This window comes from Rhizobium sp. 42MFCr.1, assembly GCF_000377185.1.
GTDB lineage: Bacteria > Pseudomonadota > Alphaproteobacteria > Rhizobiales > Rhizobiaceae > Rhizobium > Rhizobium altiplani.
Genome location: NZ_KB897861.1, coordinates 24323 through 45594 on the forward strand (window position 1 = coordinate 24323; position 21272 = coordinate 45594).

Sequence of the window (21272 nt, forward strand, 5' to 3'; positions counted from 1 at the left end):
AAATCCTGGGTTTAAGCGGTTACACGCTCAATGGCATCGATCAGCTTGGCAGGGTCGAAAGGCTTGACGATCCAGCCGGTGGCGCCGGCCTGGCGCGCGCGGTTCTTCTTTTCCGCATCGCTTTCGGTCGTCAGGACCAGGATCGGGATCGCACGGTACTTGTCGTTGCGGCGAACGCCCTCGATAAAGCCGAAACCGTCAAGGCGCGGCATGTTGATGTCGGTGACGATGACATCAGGATTGGATTCTTCCAGAACCTCGAGGCCCTCGACGCCGTCTTCAGCCTGGATCGTCTCGAAGCCCGCATTGTTGAGGGTCACGAGAAGCATGTTCCTTATGGTCCGTGAATCATCCACGGTAAGCACTTTTTTCTTCATTGCCGGATCTCCTTGGCGAGCAGATGGATATCGACACCAATCAGCTGCATGGTTTTCTGAAATGCGTCCGAAACCTTGCTGAACGTGAAGGCGAGCTTGTCCTGGTCCCAGGTCTTGGCGGCTGCCATCAGGACCTGCGCGCTCAGGGCTCCGACGCGTTCGACCGCGGACGCGTCGATGGCCAGATCATTGCCGCGCAACGAGACGAGCTTGTCGCGAAGCATGGTTGCTTCGTTCAGATCAAGCACCGCTGACAGGTTCAGCGTTTTCCCAGTTTTCCTTGCCGCCATCAGCTCTTCCTTGTCTCCTGGTTACTGCTCAACGTATGTGAGCGGCGCTCATATACCGGTCCGTTAGTAAACAATCCGCCCTCCGGCCGAGGCGACCGGCTGCACAAATCCGAAGTCCTCGTCGTCAGCCACGACATCGGCGGTCCGCCTGATGCCGATCGCCGGGGAGAACACCGGCGGGGGGCGCGCGGGCTCGGCGTTCTGCCGGGCAATACGAAACTCGCGGATCGTTTGGCCGAGTTCGACGATGACACTGTGCAGGTAGTCGGCGCCTTCGGCTGAACGCGATGCGGAAGCCGCGTTATCGGTCATCTGGGCGCCGAGGCCCTTCACGTCAGCTGTCACGACATCAAGGTTCGCAGCGTGTTCGCTGGCCTGATTAGCGACCATCGCGATCGCCGTGTTGATCTCACTGACCTGGCGAACGATGCTGCCAATCGAATCCTGCGTACGTCCAACCATCTGGACGCCGGCATCCACCTGCGACTTGGTGGTGCTCACTAGCGTCTTTATCTCGCGCGCCGCGTCCGCCGAGCGTTGCGCTAGCGCACGTACTTCCTGCGCGACCACGGCAAAACCACGTCCGGAATCGCCGGCGCGCGCGGCTTCGATGCCAGCATTCAGCGCCAGCAGATTGGTTTGGAAAGCAATCTCGTCGATTGCGCCGATGATTTGTCCGATCCGCTCGGCAGACTGTTCGATATCCGCCATCGCAGCAATCGCGCGCCCGACAACCTGGCCGCTTTCTTCGGCCGCGGCGCGGGTCGTGGCCGCCGCCTGCTCGGCAGCCCGGCTACCCGCGGCGCCGTGGCGAACGCTTTCCGACAGATCGGCAAGCGCAGCTGCAGAGGAGAGCAACTGCTGGGCATGAACGGACGCGTTTCCGGCGAATTGCTTCGACGCATCGCCAAGCGTCTGGACGGAGGTTCCGGCAACCGCCGTCTTTTCGGCGATCGCCTGAAATTCGGCCTGGACGGCATCGAGCGCACCGTTGAGCGCCTGCGCGATATCCCGATGGGCGCCGTCTTCCTCGATGGTCGCACGAACCGTGAGGTCGCGCGTGGCAAGGCCATTGATAACATCGGCGAATACGCGTGCGACGTCCGCCTTGTCACTGGCGCGCTGATCGGCAAGCGCACGCTGCTGGGTGGCCCGCAAGGCATTGAAACGCAAGGATATGGCAATCTCGACATCCACCATCACGAGGCGAATGATCGCCGACATGAGGTCGGAGATTTCCTTGGCCCGACGACGGCTGCTCGGCAGGAAGGAGCGACCGGCCAACTCGGTTGCGAGGCCGCCGATGATATGCTCGAGAACAACGCCATGACCCGCGACATGCCAGCGCGGGTCGAGACCCATCTTGCTTTCGGAATCAGACAGAACCTTCACACGCTCGGCATAAAGGCTGTCAAAACGCGCATCGGTCAGAACATCCCAGTGGGAGGCCTGCAGGTCGTGGAGGCGCTCGACCTGACGTTCGCTCTCGAAATTCCGCGCCGCGTCTGGAAACGATTGAAAACGCTGAAAAAGGTCACGCAGACCGGCGGTCAGATGCTGCTGAAGGTCGAGACGGTGGCGCCGGACCAAATCACAGTGTTCGGCGTCGAGACCGGCAAAGCGCAGCCTCTCACGCAAGCTGCCTGCCTGCGCTCCTCGAGCCTGATCTGATGGCATTTCCTGCCCCAACACCTGTCCCCAACCACATGCCGGGCGCTTGCCCGTCATTAAACTATTGCTCCGCGCAGCGTGCACGCTGCTGATTGGTGGCTTGCCTCGGCTGCAGCCGGCGGCGTGAAGCCTCCCGATCAGTCGATTCTGCTTCGGAGCTGCTTGATGAGATGGATTCCGGATCGACCGGTACGGCGGTGCGGCGTCATGCCTGGTGGGAACGAGTTAGTTTTCCCATTCCGACGTGTCATGCAATGTTTATGGTTAATTCCTTGCCTGAAGGTTAATGCGTATTTTATGAATGTCGACTTTCCAGCAGGCCCCAATAACCATCTATGAATTACTGGGCTTGCGTTGCGGCGCTGCTACAGTCCTAGGCAAGCTTTGTGGTATATGCCCAGAAATAACCGTGACATGACGTCAGAAGGATTGGGCAATGATTGTTTTCGGATTGGGGTCGTGCGTTCTTTCGATCGCTGTTCTCGCAGCCGTTGCGCTGCTTGACCGTATCGAAGCGACCCGCAGTCAGGTTGCCCTGCGCGTCCTTTAAAATTCCACAACCAGATTGTAACGAGTGGTCAAACGCACCGGCATGCCGGTGCGTTAATCTTTGGCTTTACTGCGGTATTTGAGTTCAGCGGGAATTGCATTCATGTCTGCCAGACTTGGTCTCCTCATCGTTCTTGGCGTGACGCTCTGGCGAGTCATCACCCTCCATTTCGACACGACCGATCTGTTCGTCGACGAGGCGCAATACTGGTTCTGGTCGCAGAATCTCGATTTCGGTTACTACTCGAAGCCGCCGATGATCGCCTGGGTCATTCGAGCCATGACGGAGCTTGCAGGATCGACGTCGATCTACTGGATCAGGGTGAGCGGACCGCTGATCTACATGGCGACCGCGATCATGCTGATGAAGACGGCCAACCGCTTTGTCGGACCGAGGATTGAAGGGTGGACCGGCGCGACCTTCATCACCCTGCCCGGCGTTGCCCTGTCATCTGTGTTCTTCTCGACCGATGTCGTGCTTCTCTTTTTCCTGACGATGGCACTATGGGCCTATTTCGGCCTGACCGAGAAGCGTTCCGTCGGCCTCTCCATCCTCATGGGATTTGCCGTCGGCTGCGCCTTCCTCTCGAAATACGCGATCCTCTTTGTCGTTCCCGGCGGGTTGATCGCGCTCATTCTGCTTCCGAGCGCACGCATCGCCTGGCGCGATTTTTTCACAGCCGTCATCGTTGCGCTTGTCGTTGCTGCGCCAAATCTCTGGTGGAATCTTGCCCATGACGGAACAACGGTCCGTCACACCACCAACATCGCGCATTGGAGCAAGCTCGGCGTCAATGTGGCCGGCGGCCTGGAATTCTTCGCGGCGCAATTCGGCGTCGTCGGGCCGATCGTATTCTCCGCGATGCTCTGGGCCGTTGTCCGCGCACTCAAGGGCAAGAGCGAGCCTAGGGAAAAGCTGCTGATCTGGCTGTCTATCCCTGTCGTTGTGCTGATCACCTTCCAGGCGCTGGTTGCCAAGGCTTATGCCAACTGGGGCGTGACGGCCTATATCGCGGGAACGATCCTTGCCGTGTGGTTGCTTGACCGCCTCTGGCCCAAGGGCCTGCGCCTGTCGCTTGCCATAAATGGCACGGCGAGTTTTCTGTTTCCTCTTGCCGCGATCTTTGCGCACCAGCTGGTGCTGCCGAACGGCAGCGAGATCATGAAGCGCTATCTCGGCCGTAGCGCGATCAGCCGCGAGGCTGGCGAGCTGGCGCGGCAGTCCGGCACCTCGATCATTGTCAGCGACAGCCGCGATCTCCTGGCGGACATGTTCCACACGCTGAGGAACGATCCTGTCCGTATCTACGCGCAGCCGCCCGTCGACGCGCCTGACAACTATTACGAGCAGACCTTTGCGCTGCCGAGCGACGTTGCAGACGACGTGCTTTTTGTGACGACACACCCGGTCGAGTGCGCCCAAACGCCTGAGCTGGTCCGCAGCTGGCAGCCGACGGAAGGCTACTACCGCGGCAAGACTATCTTTTCCTACAGGATTTCGCCGGCCTGCCTGACCGGCAAATAGGACCTCACTTCGGGGTAGACGGGAGGCCAAGGCATGTTCCCGTCCCCTCCACCTCCACAAACACGACGCCCCCTCGCTCGAAGGCGAGACGCAACTGCGCCTCGGTTGCACGATGGATATCGTGATGCTTTCCTTCGTAGTCACGGATGGTGCTGCGCGACACGGCGGCCTGTTCCGCGAGGTCGAGCTGCGTCCAGCCAAGCAATCCGCGAGCGGCCCGGCACAATGCCGGGGTCAGAATTGTTTCCTTTGCGCCTTGACCCATAATGTCAAACCACCCATATTGGTTGATATAGGCCATATATGTCATGTTTTAAACGGGATTTCCAGTTCGGGAGAGAATGATGCCGCACGATACGCCTTTGATTTCGACAATCGTCGGAGGCCTCGTGCTTGCGTTCATTCTCGGCACGCTCGCCCACAGGCTCCGAATGCCGCCTCTGGTCGGCTATCTCGTCGCAGGCGTTCTCGCCGGCCCGCATACGCCGGGCTTTGTTGCCGACCAAAGCCTTGCGCCTGAACTGGCCGAGATCGGCGTCATCCTGCTGATGTTCGGCGTCGGACTGCACTTCTCCCTGAAAGACCTCCTCTCCGTTCGCGGCATTGCGGTACCCGGCGCCATCGTGCAGATTGGATTTGCCACGCTACTCGGCTGGGGACTGGGGGCGCTCATGGGATGGCCGACGGGAGGGAGCCTTGTCTTCGGACTCGCTCTTTCCGTCGCTTCGACAGTCGTCCTCTTGAAGGCACTGCAGGAGCGACGGCTGATCGATAGCGATCGCGGCAGGATCGCGGTCGGTTGGTTGATCGTCGAGGACCTCGCAATGGTCCTGGCGCTCGTTCTGATCCCGGCAGCCGCCAGCATCGGCGGTGGAGAGCATGCGACGGCAGAGCCGCTTTCAGCCGCGATCAGCCGGCTCCTCGGCCTCGACCTTGGCATGGGCGGCATCATCGTCATGACCCTGGTCAAGGTCGTGATATTCGTCGGGGTGATGCTGGTTTTCGGGGGCCGCCTCATTCCCTGGACGATGCACCGCATCGCGCACACTGGATCCCGCGAACTGTTCCGCCTCGGCGTGCTTGCGATCGCGCTCGGCGTTGCCTTCGGTGCCTCGAAGCTGTTTGGCGTGTCGCTGGCGCTCGGCGCCTTCTTTGCCGGCATGGTTCTGGCCGAGAGCGAACTCAGCCAGCGCGCCGCCCAGGAAAGCTTGCCGCTCCGCGATGCCTTCACGGTCCTCTTCTTCGTCTCGGTCGGCATGCTGTTCGATCCGAACATCCTGATCGATAAACCGCTGCCAGTGTTGGCCACCGTTCTCATTATCGTGGTCGGCAAGTCGATCGCCGCCTTCCTGATCGTACGACTGTTCCGCAAACCTGTCGGCACGGCGCTGACGATTTCGGCGAGCCTTGGGCAGATCGGCGAATTCTCCTTCATCCTGGCCGCACTCGGCGTCTCGCTCGGTCTGCTGCCCGAGGAGGGGCGCGACCTCATCCTTGCCGGCGCGCTGATCTCGATCATCCTCAACCCTCTGCTGTTCTACGCCTGCGATCGGTTGCGCCGCGTGCTGGAGCGGACAAAGCGCGAAGAGCCGGTAGCGACGAATGTGCCAGAGCCGGCTAAAGAGCCCGAGCCAGAGGAAGAGGAGAACAGGCAGCCGACGGCGCTTCGCGGGCATGCAATCATTGTCGGTTACGGCCGTGTCGGCAGCATCGTCGGTCAAAACCTCAAATCATCGGGCACGCCCTTCCTTGTCATCGAGGACTCGAGCAACCGCATCGGCGAACTGCGGGATCAGGGGATCGAAGCGATCAGCGGCAATGCCGCCTCGCGCGAGCTGCTCGACCTCGCAAACATCGCCGGCGCCCGCAGTCTCGTCATCGCCATCCCCAACGCATTCGAGGCGTGCAGGGTTGCCGACCAAGGGCGCACCATCAACCCTTCGCTCCTGATCGTCGCCCGCGCGCATTCCGACGCCGAAGTGGATGAATTGCTGGAGTACGGTGCAGACACTGTTATCATGGGCGAACGCGAAATCGCCATGGGCATGGTTGACCGGCTCGCCCAAGTGCATCATGACAGTGTGCGCTATGAAGATGAGGCCGACACTGCTACAATTGCAGTCGAGGACACGCCTTCTCCCGATAAAGAATGAGAGACTTTTGCGCCGTTGAGCCGGTACGAGGTTGAAAATCCAGATGATCACGAGATGAGGCTCGACGCACGCCGCATGGGCAGTCGTGTTGCGATCTCGCTGGTCATTGCCGTCTTCGCCTATCTTGGCCTTCTGTTCGGCGGCAATCTGGTCATCGTCCCCAGCCGCGGTGCGAACTCGGTCTCCTCGTCCGCCAAGGACGGCCAGCCGCTGCAGCTGAGCGCTCGCGATACCGTCCGCGGCATTTTGACCGCCGAGCGCAAGGCGGCTCCCAAACATGTCCCTTACGACCCCGGCGCAGCAGCCATTGGCGCGACGCCTGATATCGAGCTCCGCCTTGGCGGTGAGCAGCCCCTCGCAACCTTCCATCCCGCGCTTCGCGGCGCCGATGCGAGGGCTTACGACTCGCACGGCCCGCCTGCGGCCTCGGCATGAATGCGCGCCGGTCCGGCGCTTTCCATTGCTTTTAAGACACGCCGCCAGCGCGAGGAGCGCAGGCTCAAGCGTTATCAAGGATAAACAACAACATGCGTAATTCACCATGGCTGGTGTTCACCTATACGGTGATCATTCTCCTCGGCATTCTGATCGCTCTGCCGAACGCACTGCCGCAATCCACCCTCGCGCGTCTGCCCTCGTGGCTGCCGCATAACCAGGTTTCGCTCGGTCTCGACCTTCGCGGGGGCTCGCACCTCGTTCTCGAAGTTGACGAAGCGGACCTGACCCGCGAGCGCCTGCAGTCGCTCCTGCAGGATGCCCGCCGCGTCCTTCGCGAGAAGAACATCCAGACGAAATCAGTCGTTCGCAATCAGAACCAGATCGTCGTGACCCTGACGGATACGGCACAGACGGACGATGCGGTCACACAGCTGAAGACGCTCGGCAATGCGATTGCCACCGGCCTCAGCGCCGGCCAGTCCGATCTCTCGGTTACGACCAGCGGCGGCAATATCCTCGTCGCCTTCTCGCCGGCCGGCATTGCAGCCAATGTCGATTCCGCGGTCCAGCAGAGCCTTGAAGTCATTCGCCAGCGCGTCGACCAGGTCGGCGTCGCCGAACCGACGATCCAGCGCATCGGCGGAAACCGCGTGCTCGTGCAGCTCCCGGGCGCACAGGACCCGTCTCGCCTTCGCCAGCTTCTCGGCTCGACCGCGAAGATGTCCTTCCACATGCTTTCTCCGAACAACGCTCCGGGACCGGGCGTGACGATGCTGAAGGATGAGCAGGGCAACAGCTTTGCAGTTCTCGACCGCGTCGAGATTTCGGGTGACCGTCTTTCGGATGCGCGCGTCAGCTTCGATCCGAATACGCATGAGCCCGTCGTCAGCTTCCGCTTCGACAGCGCCGGCGCAACCCGATTCGCCGACATCACCCGTCAGAACGTCGGCAATCCGTTCGCCATCGTTCTCGACGACAAGGTGCTGAGCGCACCTGTCATCCGCGAACCGATCACCGGCGGCTCCGGCCAGATTTCGGGCAACTTCTCGGCTGACAGCGCAACAACGCTCGCCGCCATGCTGCGCGCCGGCGCCCTGCCTGCCAAGCTGACCGTCATCGAAGAACGCACCGTCGGTGCCGACCTCGGCGCGGACGCTATCCGCATGGGTATCTATTCGGGTCTCGTCGGCTTCGCGCTTGTCGCAGCCTTCATTTTCATTCTGTATGGCACGTGGGGCTTCCTCGCGAACTTCGCCCTGCTCATCCACACGATCCTGACCTTCTCGGCCCTGACGCTTGTCGGAGCAACGCTGACGCTGCCAGGTATCGCGGGTGTCGTCCTCGGTATCGGTCTTGCGGTCGACGCGAACGTTCTCATCAACGAGCGCATCCGCGAAGAGACGCGCAAGGGCAAGAGCGCGTTCGCTGCCATCGATACCGGCTTCCGCCGCGCTTATTCGACGATTATCGACGGCAACATGACGGCGCTGATCGCAGCGGCCATCCTGTTCTGGTTCGGCACCGGCCCGGTCCGCGGCTTCGCTGTGACCATGGCGCTTGGCCTGATCATCTCGATGTTCACGTCTGTCGCCTTTGTTCGCGTCACGATGATCGAGATCACACGCCGTCGTAAGCTGAAGGTCCTGAACATCAAGCCGATGATCCCGATGATGTTCAACCCTTACGGCCGCCATATCCAGTTCATGAAGGCTCGCTTCTTCGGCGTGACGGTCTCGGCGCTTCTGTCGATCGCCTCGGTCGTCCTCTTCATCCATCCGGGTCTCAACTACGGCGTCGACTTCCGCGGCGGGATCCAGATGTCGGTCAAGACGCAGGACGCCGCCGATCTCGGCCGCTTCCGCGAAGGCTTGAACAGCCTTGGCCTCGGCGAAGTCTCCCTCCAGACCTACGGCGACAACAACACCATGGCGGTGCGTGCGCAGCGTCAGGAAGGTGGGGAAGAAGCCCAGACGGCAGCCGTTGAAAAGCTGAAGGCCGAGATCGTCAAGATCGACCCTTCGGCAACCGTTACCGGCACCGATGTCATCGGTCCGAAGGTCAGCGGCGAGCTCGCCTGGGCCGGCATTCTGTCGGTCGTCATCGCAAGCTTGGCGATGCTTTTCTACATCTGGTATCGCTTCGAATGGCCATTCGCTGTCGGCGCTATCGTCACGCTTATCCTCGACGTGACCAAGGCGATCGGTTTCTTCGCGCTGACCGGCCTCGACTTCAACCTGACAGCCATCGCAGCCATCCTGACGCTCGTCGGCTATTCGGTGAACGACAAGGTCGTGGTCTATGACCGCATGCGTGAAAACATGCGCCTCTACAAGTCGATGCCGCTGCGCGAGATCATCGACCGGTCGATCAACGAGACGCTCGCACGAAGCCTCTACACCAACGCGACGGCGTTTCTTGCCTTGCTGCCGATGGCGATCTGGGGCGGCAGCGCGGTCTCAAGCTTCGCGATCCCGATGGTCTTCGGCATTCTCGTTGCCGGCGCGTCGTCGGTCTTCATCGCAGCACCGATCCTGCTCTTCCTCGGCGACTGGCGTCGTCGCCACGGCAAGGCCATTGCTGCGGCCGAGCCCGAAGCAGAAATCATCCCTCCGGAAGAGGGCCAGCCGCGCAAGACCGCCGGCTGAGTGCTAGTGAGATGAAACGAAATGAGGGCGCCGGTTGCTGAACCGGCGCCCTCTTTCTATTCTCGCCCGACTGGGAGGTTCTGCAGCATGTCGTCCGAGCAACCGATTGAATCGACTGAAAACGAGGAGCGCATTCGGCGCTTCCTGGCAATCGCCTCGCACGATCTGCAATCGCCGCCGCGAGACATCGCGATGTACGCGGAAATCCTGCTCGACGACTTGGCCGGCAAGCTTGACGGCGACCAGTTGAAGAGCCGGGCCTGGTACCGACCCCACCTATCAGGACAAGATCTTCGACGCCTTCTGGAAGCTGCCGCAGGCAGGGCGACCCGCCGGCCCGGGGCTTGGCCTCACGGCCGCGCGAGAAAAACCTGCGCGCGCTCGATGGCAGCATCCACCTGCATGCTCAAGCCGCCGACCCTTCAGCAATTCCGCGAAGTGTTGGACGGACTGGACAGTTTGAATTTGCAGGCGCGTGGAGATAGCTTAGTTCTTTATGCGGAACCTTCGAGGCAAACCCCAATTATAACGGCATGGCGTTTATACTTGCACTAATGCTGGCGATGGCGACGCCTCCCAATCCATCCGGACTGTATTCAATGGTATCTGGCATCCATCACGTGACCCTCCTGACCCGAAAGGTGCAGGCAAACGTGGATTTCTACGCGGGTTTTCTCGGCATGCGGCTGGTCAAGCAGACCGCCGGATTCGAAGACGCCACGCAGCTTCATCTCTTCTACGGGGACGGCGTTGGCAGCCCCGGCTCGTTGGTGACCTTCCTTGTATGGGAAGACGGTTCACCCGGCCGCGTCGGCCACAGCCAGATCGGTGAGCTGTCGCTTGCGATCGATCCATCGAGCATCGGCTATTGGCTCACCCGCTGCATGAGTTTCGGACTTCGCTCTGAAGGCCCGGCCGATGAGTTTGGCGAACCTGTGCTGCGGCTGAAGGACCCCGACAATATCATCGTCAAGCTCGCCGGCGCCCGTGATCTGAAGTCGCCCGCTACCTGGGACGGCGCGGGCGTTCCGGTCGAACACGCCATTCAGCGGGTACGCGGCGTCACCATGCTCACCGAGAAACCGGCCGAAAGCCGTGACTTCGCGGAGCGTCATTTCGGCTACCGCTTCCAGGAAACGCGCGGCAACATCGACCGGCTTGTCTCGGAATCGGGCGATATTGTCGACATCAGGAATGCCCAGGGATTCTGGTCCGGCGCGCCCGGTACCGGGACGGCCGATCACGTCGCCTTCCGCGCCGTAGACGAGAAGCAACTTCACAAGGTGCACGATGCCCTGAAGGAAAGCGGCGCGTCGGCGACGAACCTGCACGATCGCAAGTATTTCGAATCGCTCTATGCCCGCGAGCCAGGCGGCACACTGATCGAATTGGCGACAGACAAGCCCGGCATGATGGTGGACGAGCCGCGGGCCACGCTCGGCACCAAGCTTTTCGTTCCCAAGGACCCAATCACCGATCTCAAGGATCTGAAGGTCGTACTGCCGCAATTTTCGATGCCCGGCGAGCCCCGCATCAACTACCGCGACCTGCCCTTCGTGCACCGCTTTTATACGCCGCCGGATCCTGACGGCAGCGTCTTCGTGCTGTTGCACGGCTCAGGCGGCAACGAAACGACGTTGATGCCCCTGCTGCACGAGGCTGCCCCGCGTGCCACGCTGCTTGGCGTGCGCGGACGGGCGACGGAAGAAGGCATTCCGCGCTGGTACAAGCGCATCACGCCGTTCTCCTTCGACCAGGACGATATCAAGAACGAAGCCGAGGCCTTTGCCGCCTTCATCGAGGGAGCCGTATCGTCCTACGGCCTGGATCCGAAGAAGATCGTCTATGTCGGCTATTCCAACGGCGCGAACCTGCTCAACTCGCTCCTCTATCTGCATCCGAATTTGGTGCACAAAGCTGTGCTGTTGCGCTCCATGCCGGTCCTGAAGGATTATCCGCACGCCGATCTCAAAGGCACGGATCTCTTGGTCATCAGCGGCAAGACGGATGCTTACGGCAAATATGCCAGCGACCTCGAAACCCGGCTGAAACAATCGGGAGCGACCGTCGACTCTGATGTCATCGCCGGCGGACACGATCTCGGCGACGCTGATGTTTCGATCATCCAGAAATGGCTGGCACAGCAGATCAACTAGCTCGGAAGGGCTTTTTCGCAGGGACGGCACCGGCCCTGCGTTCCCCTGCATTCATGCACCGACGCGCGCGGACACGCCTGCAATTCCGTCCTTTTGCGGCGTTCGGAAGCAACGTTTCAAAGCAAAGACAAACAAGCCTTCACAAACTCGCGCTTGACGATAGCGAACAAAGGTCTGCTGTTCCCGACGGTTGTACCTTTCTGCTTCGTGCTAAACGTCAACAATGAACGCCACTGCGCAAGGGCCCTCGGTTATTTGTTATTCATGAAGACGTGCCCGTCTCTTTTCCATAAATTGAAAGCAATGCCATGACTGTTTGCAACACTTATACGGTGTGAATATATTTCGACGCTGCCGTATTTTTTTATACAATATACGTCGACATCTTTACATATCTTTTCTCGATTTGATCACACTATATATTATTGAAACTAGAATTATGAATTTTTAAGAATTATTTCCACTTACATTATCCACAGAATTCAGCTTTTATCTTTTAAATCTATATTTAGATTGTCTTAAGCGATACAGAAGGCAAGAAATTACCACATTCGTCTGCGAACTGCTCCAACTGTTCTATTTTGCTGCAGCGCAAAATGCTCCTTGCCGAAGCGGGGTCCCAGCCCTATCCTCGCCTCGACATCGATCGCAGAAGGGGAATTTGCATGCCTCCTCGGCCCGTGGACATCAGCCTGATCATCTCGTCGAGAAATCGGGTCTATGGACTAACGAACTGCCTGGATGCCGTTTCTATTGCCGCCCGCCAGGCAGACTATCTGAGACTTGAACTGGTCTTCGTGGACAATGGCTCCACGGACGAGACGTCGGACGTCGTCCGCCAATGGGCGTCGACCGCGCCGATCAAGACCAACTTGATCTATGAAGCGAAACCCGGCCTCGCCGTCGCCCGCAACACGGGCCTCCACGCCGCGAGAGGCCGTGTCCTCGCCTTTACCGACGACGACTGCGAGATTTTCCCCGACTATTTCAGCACGCTCGCAGCGCTTTTCAGCTCGGATACCGAGATGGTCATGCGCGGCGGGCGGATCGAGCTCGGCGACACACGCGACCTGCCGGTCACGATCAAGCCCGAGATGGAACCTGCGGTATTGAGCAGCGAGCTGCATGCCGGCGGCTTCATTCATGGCGCGAACATGGCGTTTCCCCATGGGCTGGTCGAGAAGATCGGCTTTTTCGATACTCGCTTCGGGGCGGGCTCCCCTTTCCGCTCCGGTGAGGACACCGACTACGTGCACCGCGCCTTCAATGCCGGCGTGCGTGTCGAATATCTGCCGGATTTTGCCGTCAAACACTTCCATGGACGGCGTGAACTCGCGGATATCAAGCGTCTCCAGACCGGCTACGCCTTCGGCAACGGAGCGCTGTACGCCAAATATCTCTTCGATCGCCGCTCGAACATGCGCGGCATGCTGCGCTGGGAAATCCGCCAGGCGCTCATGGAGGCCATCGGGCGCCGAAAACTCAACGAGGAACTTGGCCTGACCTACCGCAGCCAGCTTCGTGACAACCTGACCGGCATGCTCGCCTACTGGCGAGGGCCGAAGGCAAAGCAGCCCGCCTGAGGTTTCGCTTCGCCGCCAACAGAATCAACGCGCGACTCTTCGCGAGCCAAATTCGATTGGATAATGCATGGCCGATACGGCAATTGCGCACGCCGAGCTTAAGAAGAAAACCGCACTTTCCGTCCTCTGGTCGGTCATTCGCGTGGCCTGGAGCACAATCGCGACCTTCGTGATCTTCGTCATCCTCGCACGCATTCTCGGGCCCGGCGATTTCGGTACCTTCGCGCTTGCGAGCCTCTTCGTGGAAATCGGCCGCGTGCTTGCCTATGCAGGCCTCGGTGATGCGGTCACGCGCCAGCTTGATCTCGACGAGGAGCTTGCCGATACCGCCTTCTGGGCGACGATCGCCTTCAGCGCCATCGTTGCCTCGCTGGTGTTCTTCTTCGCGCCCTACTACGGCGATCTGGTGCGCGATCCATCGGTTTCAGGCATTCTGCGCTGGCTGGCACCACTGCTTCCGATTTCGTCGCTGGCCGTCATCCACAATGCGCGCCTTGCCCGTGAATTCGGCCACAAGAGCCTCGCCGGGCAGGCAATCGCCGCCAGCCTGCTCTCAGGCATCACCGCCGTCGTCTGCGCCTTTCTCGGCTGGGGCGTCTGGGCGCTCGTTGCGCAGACCGCGGTCAACGCCGCCGTGACCGTGCTCCTCGGCTGGTTCTACTATCCCTGGATGCCGAAGTTTCGCTTCAATGTGCCGATGTTCCGGTCCGTTTTCCTCTTCAGCATCAGCCTTGTCGTGACCCAGCTGATGTGGATGCTGCTCGCCCGCGTGCAGGATATCTTCATTTCGCGCTGGTTCGGCCCGGTCGAAGTCGGCCGCTATCGCATTGCCTGGCGGCTGATCGAGCTGATTGGCCAAGCGGTGCTGGCCCCGATCGGCAGCGTATCGCTCGTCACGCTGTCGCGCCTGCAGAACGACCACACGGCCTTCCGCAACGCCTACAACAAGATCGTCGGTGCAGCCGCGCTCGGAACCATCCCGCTGCTGCTCGGCTTCGGCGCCCTGTCGAACGACATGATCGCGCTGCTCTTCGGCAACAAGTGGGGCAATGCCGGCGATATCGCCACCGTCCTCGTGCTGATGGCGGTTCCCTTCGTCACGAACTTCTTTGCCTCGTCGGCGCTCTCGGCTGTCAACCGGGCGGAATCGATCCTCTCCGTCGCCGCCCTGCAGCTCGTGACGACGCTGATCCTCACCTGGCTGCTCGTCCCCTACGGCGTTGTCGCCGTTGCTGCGGGCTATACGCTGCGTGCCTGGCTGACGATGCCCTATCAGCAATATGTGCTTCAGCGATACGCGCATATCGACGCCAAAAGCACGCTGAAGGCCGTCGCCCTACCCTTCTGCGGCGCGACACTGATGGCCGTCTGCGTGTGGTTCGCGCATCCGGTCATCGTAGAGCACATTCAGAACCGCTGGCTCGCGCTTGGCCTTAGCATCGGCCTGGGCGGACTGATTTACCTGGCGTTCCTGCCGATCTTCGGCCGCTCGGTCATCCGCCCTTACATCGCGCTTGCCATGTCCCTCAACCCATTCCGCAAACAGGCCGAAGCCTAGCCGCTTGCATGGACCCGAGTGTCCGTAAACAAGGAGCATTTCATGGAATCCAATATTACGATCATCAACCGCCTGCAGGGCGTGATCGCCAATTGCCTTTCCGACCTCTTTGATCCGTCCGAGCGTTTTGCGCTTCTCGACTTCCCGAACCACTACAATATCGGCGACAGCGCCATCTGGCTCGGCGAGCTTGCCTATTTCGACAAGAAACGTACGCGCCCGACCTACGTGACCGAGATCCCGACCTATGATGAAGACCGGATGCTCGGCGCGATCAGCAGCGGTCGCATTTTCCTGCACGGCGGCGGCAATTTCGGTGACATCTGGGCCGGCTACCGCCAGTTCCGCGAAGGCCTGCTCGACAAGCACAAGGGCCGCCCGATCGTCCAGATGCCGCAGACGATCCATTTCAAGGAGCAGGCAAATGTCGACAGCACCGCGCGTGCGATCGAGCGCCACGGTCAGTTCACGCTTCTCGTTCGCGACCAGCGAAGCCTGGAATTTGCCCAGCGCTGGTTCCAGTGCGAAACGCGGCTTTGCCCGGACATGGCCTTCTGCATCGGTCCGGTCACTCGACCGACGCCGCAGCACGAGCTGCTGCTCAATCTGCGTGAGGACCAGGAAGTCGGCACCGCACAGGACCTGACGGCAGCAACCTTGCGTCCGGGTACCGTGAAATCGGACTGGCCCGACGAGCCTGCCGATTTCCAGCGCCAGACGAAGCACGCCGCGATCCTGAAGGGCCTTCTGACCGGCCGTATCGGCGGCCGCGCGCGGATGACGGAGCTTGCCTATCGCGAACGGGCGCAGCAGCGTTTCGACCGTGGCGTCGCCCTGCTGAGCTCGGCGCGCCAGGTCATCACCGATCGCATGCACGGGCATATCATGTGCGTGCTCTTGGGCGCCGATCACTGCGTTCTCGACAACAGCTACGGCAAGACGAGCAGCTTCATCGAGGCCTGGGGCACCTGCAACAGCGACAAGGCGGAGCTTGCCTCAACGGTCGACGAGGCGCTCGCCATCCTCGATGTGCGTCGCGTCGCCGCTGCGGCCGCCGCCTGATTTGAGATCAGCCTCGCCGGGCAACCAGAATCCCGGCGAGCACCACTGCCCCGCCGACCGCCTGCATCGGGCCGATCGGTTCGCTGAGCAGAACCCAGGCGAGGATTGCCGCCACGACCGGCTGCAGCAGCAGCGTCAGTGAGGAGAAGGCGGCCGGCAGATAGGCGAGCGAATAGGCAATCGCCACCTGCCCGCCCGCGTGGCTGACGAAGGCAAGACCGAAGACGATCGCCCAGCCATAGGCCGTCGGCGGTAGCATGTGGCCTTCGTAGAAGAAGCCGATCGGGAAGATGCAGACAGCAGCCGACGCCGTGCTCCAGAGCATGATGCGGACCGTATCGAACCGGCTGCGCAGCTTGCCGATTGCCAGGATGTAGCCGGCATAGAACACGGCTGCGATGACCGCGACGCCATCGCCGCTGAGGTCGCCATTGCCAAGCGCCGCAGGACCGCCCTTCAGGACAACCACGCCAGCAAGCGCCAATACCAGCCCGAGAACGAAGACACGGGTAACGACTGCGCCGAAAAACAGAAGCCCGATCACCGTGACAACGACGGGAGCCAGATTGGCAAGCAGCGTCGCATTGGCCACCGACGTCATGGTGATGGAGAGGTGCCAGGCCGCGAGATCCATGGCGAGCAGGACACCCGGCACGACCAGCAGGGCATAGTCGGATAGCTTTTCAGGCTTCGAGCCCGCATCCTTGCCCTTCGCAAGCGAGAATATGAAGATCGGGATCAGCGCCAGGGCGACGCGCCAGAAGGCCGTCGCCATCGGCCCGACTTCCGACAGCCGCACGAAGATCGGCGAGCCGCCGATCGCCGCGCCGCCGAGGATCAGGGCGGCGAGGGGAAAACGGTTGGATGCGGGGGTTTCTGCGACGGTGGAAGCGGCCTGCGACATTAGCTCTCGATGCGTTCTGACCGCCTGACGACCGGCGGCGAGCAACGGACCTATCAGAAGCGATGGTGTCGTGATAGCCGAGGAGCGACAGGGGCAGGCAAAAGCGCAATCTTATTGCCCGCCGATGCGAATTTGCAGCACCGAGCCTATCAGCCGGAAATGACGGCCGAGAATTCAGGCGCCCCGCGAATTGTGTTGCTGACCGTGCAGATTTCTTCCGCCGCATGGGCGATCTTCAGGCGCGTCTCTTCATCGAGGTCGCCCTTGATCGAGAAGGCGATGTTGAATGTCTGGACACGCGACGGGCCTTCGCTTGCCTTCTCGCCAGTAACGTCGGCCGTGATCTCCGTGATCCGGTCGAGCATGCCCATCTGGCTTGCGGCAATGCGCGCGCTCAGGACCAGGCAGGCTGACAGCGACGCATAGAGGAGGTCGAGCGGATTGAAGCCAGGTTGCGAGGCGCCGGTGACGATATCGAGCTCACCCTTGGTGGCCGAGGTGACATGTGGAAAGCCGGTGCGACCAAGAACGGCGGTTGCTCCAACGGGACGGGGACGAGCCTTGAGATCGGCGGCCATGAGAAAATCCTTTGGTGATGACAGCCTGTGCTAGATAAGGATTTTGATTGCCCGCGGCAATGCGCTTCAGCTCCGGCGAAGGGGCGGAAACAGACCACTCGGGTGATTCGGCCACCAATCCGTCCGCTCGTCAACCTCAGTTTCCCATCCCGATTTCTAAGGATAGCCCCAGGTCAGCTTCAAAGCGCAATATAAGCTTGCACTAAAACAGAAACGACTCATTGGAGTTATCCATGCGAACACTTGCGGCTGTTCCTGATGCACCCAGCGTCGTCCTCGATGCCGAACCCTTCGGCTATGTCAGAAAAGTCTACCTCGACGACGAAGCCTGCTGGGGCCTGTTCGATTCCGATGGCGATGTGATCTTCGTCGGCGACGCTGCCGGCGATTGCCACGAATACGCGGCGAAGGAACAGATCCGGATTCAGATCGTCCATTGAAACTCGAGGCGACGTGCTCGCAACGGGCTCGCAATTAAAGCGACATCGATGTCCGGCGACGAGATGCGCTGGGCGGAGTGCCGGGCAGGGTGGCTACCCTGCCAGACGCTGCATTTGACAGATCAGCGATATGACGGCGCCGGCGGTGTGAGTACCACCTTTTCGCTGGAGAAGATGATGAAAGCGAACAGCAACACGCCGACGAAGGTGATGACCGACGCCAGAGCGACGATCGGCTCCATGGCCGTATTGCCCTGAAGCATGAGATAGAGCGCCGGCACCATGAGCGCGATGCCTGCCGTGTAGACGTAATACTGGATCATCGCGAGACGCTTCTCGGCCTTCTGGGGATTGAGGGCGTGGTAGCCGCCAAAGATCGCCATGGTCACCCAACCCAAGAGATTACAGTGCGCATGGGCGCCGATCACGCTGTGATCCTGCGAGATCGCCATGTTCAGCCCCATGAGGATGCCGATAATCAGAAATATGACTGCCGTCCTGAAGTATAGCTGCGATATGCGTGGCATAGAGTATCCCCCTCCGTTTGCGCTGACAGTATTATCATTCCGCAATAGAATTGAGAACGGCGGCCGTCCGAGATTTAACCTTCTGAAGACCATTTTGTTGCCGTTTCGGGAGACCGCTACGCGCCGCAACACTCCCCGCCCATCGCATCGGCACTTTACCCCTGAAGATTGGCAAATTCTTAAGCATTTCCTTAAACACATTTCGACTATTCTGTCTCGTCGGCACATTCGCGGGGAGCGAGATGAGAGACATTTACAAACCCTTCGTCGCCACTGATGACCCCGACCGGGACATCCGCTGCCAGGACGCGCTGCAGTTCGCCTTCCGCGATCTCGTCGCGGCATCGGTCGATGCGGGCTGGAACGAGTACGAAGCGCTCGAGGCGATCGCTACGCTTGCGGACGACGGCCTCCGGCGGATCGGCGCCAATGACGACGCCCAGACGCTGCTCGATGTGCTGCGAAGGATGGCTTAGTCGAAGCAGGCGACGCACCCTTCGCGATGTGGGCGTTTGCGACCTGTGCGGAAGAAACGTCCAGCATAAGTCGAAAGCTGCCCCCTCGCGCCAGCAGGAATCCTTCCTGACTATTTGAACAACCGCGAGGACTATCCTGAACATTGGGTGTCAGAATCTCGTTCAGCCAGTCGTCTTCAAGACAGACACGCTATGGAGAACAACAATGGCCATCACCATTACCGCCTTTGAACGGTCGCCCGATCGCGGCCGGGGTTTGGCGCGCGACATGCGCGTTCGCTGGGCGCTCGAAGAAGTGGGCCAGCCTTACGACGTTCGTCTTCTTTCGTTCAAAGCGATGAAGGAACCCGCGCATCTCGCGGTTCAACCTTTCGGGCAGATTCCGACCTATGAGGAGGGCGATCTCGCCCTGTTTGAGTCGGGGGCGATCGTGCTGCATATCGCGGAGCGCCATGCGGGCCTGCTGCCTGAGGATACAAATGCCCGGGCACGCGCGATCGCATGGATGTTTGCCGCACTGGACACGATAGAGCCGCCGATCGTCGATAGAGAAGTTGCCAGGTTCCTGGAGGGCGACCAGCCCTGGTACGAGCAGCGCCTGCCCATGATTGACAAACGCATTCGCAAGCGACTGAGCGAACTTTCCGATCGGCTTGGCGATGCCGACTGGCTCGACGGGAACTTCAGTGCCGCCGACATCCTCATGGTGACGGTACTGCGCAGATTGGAAGGATTGGGCATGCTGGACGAATACCCGAACCTTTTCGCCTATGTCGCCCGCGGCAAAGCGCGGCCGGCCTTCAAGCGTGCCTTCGATGCCCAGTTGGCTGTCTTCACCGCCACATCGGCTGACTGAGAAAGATCTGCTTTGGGCTGTGCCTGCCACCACGCCTCAGCACGTGAGCCGGGCGACGGTAACGGCGAAGGTTGATGACCTGCCTCAGGCGGCGGCCAGCAAGCCATCGGCGGTGAGCGTTCGCTATCAGGCTGGGTCAGCGACGACGGGCCTGGGCGACGACTGACATGTCAATCTCGGTTTCAGCGATCCAGGAGCGGTCAACGGCAATATCGACATGGGTCCGGGCTGGGACACGTTCTACATAGAGGGCGGGCAGATCACGTGTCCCGTCAATATGGGCGACGGTGACGACTGGGCCGCAGTCACGGGAGGCACCCCTGTCGTCGAATTTCGCGGCAGGAGCCGGTGCGGACCAACTCATTTGGGCCGGCGGCAAACGAGTTCCGGCCACGCAATGCCATCGCAAGATACCGATTGGCACCGGACGTCCTTCAGCACGGTGGCGATCGTCTCAATCACGTCGTCATCAGTGAAGGTCAAGGCTGAGTTGCTGGCCTTTGATTACAGGCAGAGGGCGGCCGATATCGATATGGCCGAAAACGCGTTTGCGGCGCTCGGCATCGCGCTCCCGCTCCGCCCGGCTTGCGGCGACGGCAGCAAGGGCATTCGCGATAACCTGTTCAGTATGGGTCATGAGAACCTCCATAGGAATGTTCCTATTTTGTTCTCATTTTGCGACAGCGTCAAGGGGCGTATTCACGCCGTGCAAGGTACCGCTCCACTGGCGCCACACAAAGCCAATTTCGCCGTCAACTGTTCGTTCGCATGCGCCAGATGGCGGTGATAGATTGTTTCTCGACACGAGTTCACCCACCGCAGGGAGAAACCCATGCGCAGACTTCGGATGCTTATGCTGATAGGGCTCGCCGCGTTTGCTTCGGCCTGCACAACAACTCCGCAAAGTTCAAATCGCGGAGATTTTCAGTATCAACCGCGGTATTCCGTGAATCCCGCCTGTGAACATGGCTTCAGACCGACAAACGCGTTGTCGTGCGGTTACTGACCGGGCTGGGCCAACTGAGGGCGAACGAGGCGCTCAAGCGTCCTGCGGGTAAAGCCGCCTTCGCGGCCTGCGTGGCTGCGCCAAAAAGGTTTCACGTGCGGGTTGGTGCATCGGCGCGATACGTGGAACTAAGAGGCGATCTTTGAAGAAACGAGCAGTTTGTCCTTCCCGAGAGAGGGGTGACAGTTCATACCGGAGACATGGGTTACACTTTTGGCCTTTGCGAGGAGAGCGAAGGTGCCTTTGCAGGAGTGCAACCGCATGGACGAGCGTCTCAAATTCGTTGCGCGGGTTCTGGATGGCGAGAAGATAGCGGCGCTGTGCCGCGAATTCGGCATCTCCCGCAAGACCGGTCACAAGATCATCAGCCGCTATAACGACAGCGGTCTGGAAGGACTGACAGATCGATCGCGACGGCCTTACCGGCACGCCAATCAGCTTCCTTTCCAAATCGAGAAGCTGATTGTGCGGACCAAGC

At 60.5% G+C, this 21272-nt stretch carries 22 protein-coding genes; 13 read left to right on the forward strand and 9 right to left on the reverse strand.

Going from position 1 to position 21272, the window contains the following annotated elements; translation table 11 throughout:
• Positions 1 to 11: 11 nt before the first annotated feature.
• The 3 genes from cheY1 to C934_RS0127225 form a co-directional block, all read right to left on the reverse strand.
• Positions 12 to 377, reverse strand: coding sequence for a chemotaxis response regulator CheY1 (gene cheY1 / locus C934_RS0127215; RefSeq protein ID WP_007530053.1), 366 nt, complete (start codon positions 375 to 377; stop codon positions 12 to 14).
• Positions 374 to 667: an STAS domain-containing protein gene (locus tag C934_RS0127220; protein ID WP_018859706.1), complete on the reverse strand. Its 294-nt coding sequence runs from the start codon at positions 665 to 667 to the stop codon at positions 374 to 376. The genes cheY1 and C934_RS0127220 overlap by 4 nt, the downstream gene beginning before the upstream one ends.
• A 63-nt stretch (positions 668 to 730) precedes the next feature.
• Positions 731 to 2344 (reverse strand): globin-coupled sensor protein, encoded by a 1614-nt coding sequence (locus tag C934_RS0127225; protein WP_026372125.1) that lies wholly within the window; start codon positions 2342 to 2344, stop codon positions 731 to 733.
• A gap of 646 nt (positions 2345 to 2990) precedes the next feature.
• Between C934_RS0127225 and C934_RS0127235 the strand changes: the two genes are divergently transcribed.
• The gene (locus C934_RS0127235; protein WP_018859709.1) at positions 2991 to 4412 is read left to right on the forward strand and encodes an ArnT family glycosyltransferase; all 1422 of its coding nucleotides are present in this window, start codon (positions 2991 to 2993) and stop codon (positions 4410 to 4412) included.
• Positions 4413 to 4416: 4 nt separating this feature from the next.
• Here the strand turns inward: C934_RS0127235 and C934_RS0127240 are convergent, their stop codons facing one another.
• Positions 4417 to 4722 carry a helix-turn-helix transcriptional regulator gene (locus C934_RS0127240; RefSeq protein WP_018859710.1) on the reverse strand — a complete coding sequence of 102 codons (306 nt, stop codon included), beginning with the start codon at positions 4720 to 4722 and terminating at the stop codon, positions 4417 to 4419.
• Between the two features lie 34 nt (positions 4723 to 4756).
• Between C934_RS0127240 and ybaL the strand changes: the two genes are divergently transcribed.
• From ybaL to C934_RS0127280, 8 genes are all read left to right on the forward strand, one after another.
• Positions 4757 to 6565 carry a YbaL family putative K(+) efflux transporter gene (ybaL, locus tag C934_RS0127245; RefSeq protein ID WP_018859711.1) on the forward strand — a complete coding sequence of 603 codons (1809 nt, stop codon included), beginning with the start codon at positions 4757 to 4759 and terminating at the stop codon, positions 6563 to 6565.
• A gap of 54 nt (positions 6566 to 6619) precedes the next feature.
• Positions 6620 to 7000 carry a hypothetical protein gene (locus C934_RS0127250; protein WP_018859712.1) on the forward strand — a complete coding sequence of 127 codons (381 nt, stop codon included), beginning with the start codon at positions 6620 to 6622 and terminating at the stop codon, positions 6998 to 7000.
• A 92-nt stretch (positions 7001 to 7092) separates the two neighbouring features.
• Entirely contained in the window at positions 7093 to 9648 is a 2556-nt protein-coding gene (gene secD / locus C934_RS0127255; RefSeq protein WP_018859713.1) for a protein translocase subunit SecD, read from the forward strand.
• A gap of 87 nt (positions 9649 to 9735) precedes the next feature.
• Entirely contained in the window at positions 9736 to 10203 is a 468-nt protein-coding gene (locus C934_RS35325) for a hypothetical protein (RefSeq protein ID WP_018859714.1), read from the forward strand.
• A gap of 44 nt (positions 10204 to 10247) precedes the next feature.
• Positions 10248 to 11804 (forward strand): VOC family protein, encoded by a 1557-nt coding sequence (locus C934_RS0127265; RefSeq protein ID WP_018859715.1) that lies wholly within the window; start codon positions 10248 to 10250, stop codon positions 11802 to 11804.
• A 665-nt stretch (positions 11805 to 12469) separates the two neighbouring features.
• Positions 12470 to 13387 (forward strand): glycosyltransferase family 2 protein, encoded by a 918-nt coding sequence (locus C934_RS0127270; RefSeq protein WP_026372127.1) that lies wholly within the window; start codon positions 12470 to 12472, stop codon positions 13385 to 13387.
• Between the two features lie 67 nt (positions 13388 to 13454).
• The gene (locus C934_RS0127275) at positions 13455 to 14945 is read left to right on the forward strand and encodes a lipopolysaccharide biosynthesis protein (RefSeq protein ID WP_018859717.1); all 1491 of its coding nucleotides are present in this window, start codon (positions 13455 to 13457) and stop codon (positions 14943 to 14945) included.
• Positions 14946 to 14987: 42 nt separating this feature from the next.
• Entirely contained in the window at positions 14988 to 16007 is a 1020-nt protein-coding gene (locus C934_RS0127280) for a polysaccharide pyruvyl transferase family protein (protein WP_018859718.1), read from the forward strand.
• A 7-nt stretch (positions 16008 to 16014) separates the two neighbouring features.
• Here C934_RS0127280 and C934_RS0127285 read toward each other — a convergent pair whose 3' ends face one another.
• Together C934_RS0127285 and C934_RS0127290 are read right to left on the reverse strand one after the other, a co-directional pair.
• The gene (locus C934_RS0127285; RefSeq protein ID WP_018859719.1) at positions 16015 to 16911 is read right to left on the reverse strand and encodes a DMT family transporter; all 897 of its coding nucleotides are present in this window, start codon (positions 16909 to 16911) and stop codon (positions 16015 to 16017) included.
• A 149-nt stretch (positions 16912 to 17060) separates the two neighbouring features.
• A complete protein-coding gene (locus tag C934_RS0127290; protein ID WP_018859720.1) occupies positions 17061 to 17489 on the reverse strand; it encodes an OsmC family protein in 429 nt (142 codons plus the stop codon).
• A gap of 233 nt (positions 17490 to 17722) precedes the next feature.
• On the opposite strand from C934_RS0127290, the gene C934_RS0127295 reads away from it, so the two are divergent.
• The gene (locus tag C934_RS0127295) at positions 17723 to 17929 is read left to right on the forward strand and encodes a hypothetical protein (RefSeq protein ID WP_018117010.1); all 207 of its coding nucleotides are present in this window, start codon (positions 17723 to 17725) and stop codon (positions 17927 to 17929) included.
• Positions 17930 to 18051: 122 nt separating this feature from the next.
• Here the strand turns inward: C934_RS0127295 and C934_RS0127300 are convergent, their stop codons facing one another.
• Entirely contained in the window at positions 18052 to 18456 is a 405-nt protein-coding gene (locus tag C934_RS0127300; RefSeq protein WP_018117009.1) for a hypothetical protein, read from the reverse strand.
• A 242-nt stretch (positions 18457 to 18698) separates the two neighbouring features.
• Between C934_RS0127300 and C934_RS0127305 the strand changes: the two genes are divergently transcribed.
• Together C934_RS0127305 and C934_RS0127310 are read left to right on the forward strand one after the other, a co-directional pair.
• On the forward strand, positions 18699 to 18932 hold the full coding sequence (locus C934_RS0127305) for a hypothetical protein (protein WP_018859721.1): 234 nt from the start codon (positions 18699 to 18701) through the stop codon (positions 18930 to 18932).
• Between the two features lie 205 nt (positions 18933 to 19137).
• Positions 19138 to 19788 (forward strand): glutathione S-transferase family protein, encoded by a 651-nt coding sequence (locus C934_RS0127310; RefSeq protein WP_018859722.1) that lies wholly within the window; start codon positions 19138 to 19140, stop codon positions 19786 to 19788.
• 136 nt (positions 19789 to 19924) lie between these two features.
• Here the strand turns inward: C934_RS0127310 and C934_RS34845 are convergent, their stop codons facing one another.
• Entirely contained in the window at positions 19925 to 20152 is a 228-nt protein-coding gene (locus C934_RS34845) for a hypothetical protein (protein WP_156828810.1), read from the reverse strand.
• Between the two features lie 105 nt (positions 20153 to 20257).
• Positions 20258 to 20425: a hypothetical protein gene (locus C934_RS35330; protein WP_169683789.1), complete on the reverse strand. Its 168-nt coding sequence runs from the start codon at positions 20423 to 20425 to the stop codon at positions 20258 to 20260.
• A gap of 630 nt (positions 20426 to 21055) precedes the next feature.
• Between C934_RS35330 and C934_RS32705 the strand changes: the two genes are divergently transcribed.
• Positions 21056 to 21272 (forward strand): helix-turn-helix domain-containing protein (locus tag C934_RS32705; protein ID WP_018858287.1); only part of this gene is annotated, 217 nt, incomplete at its 3' end.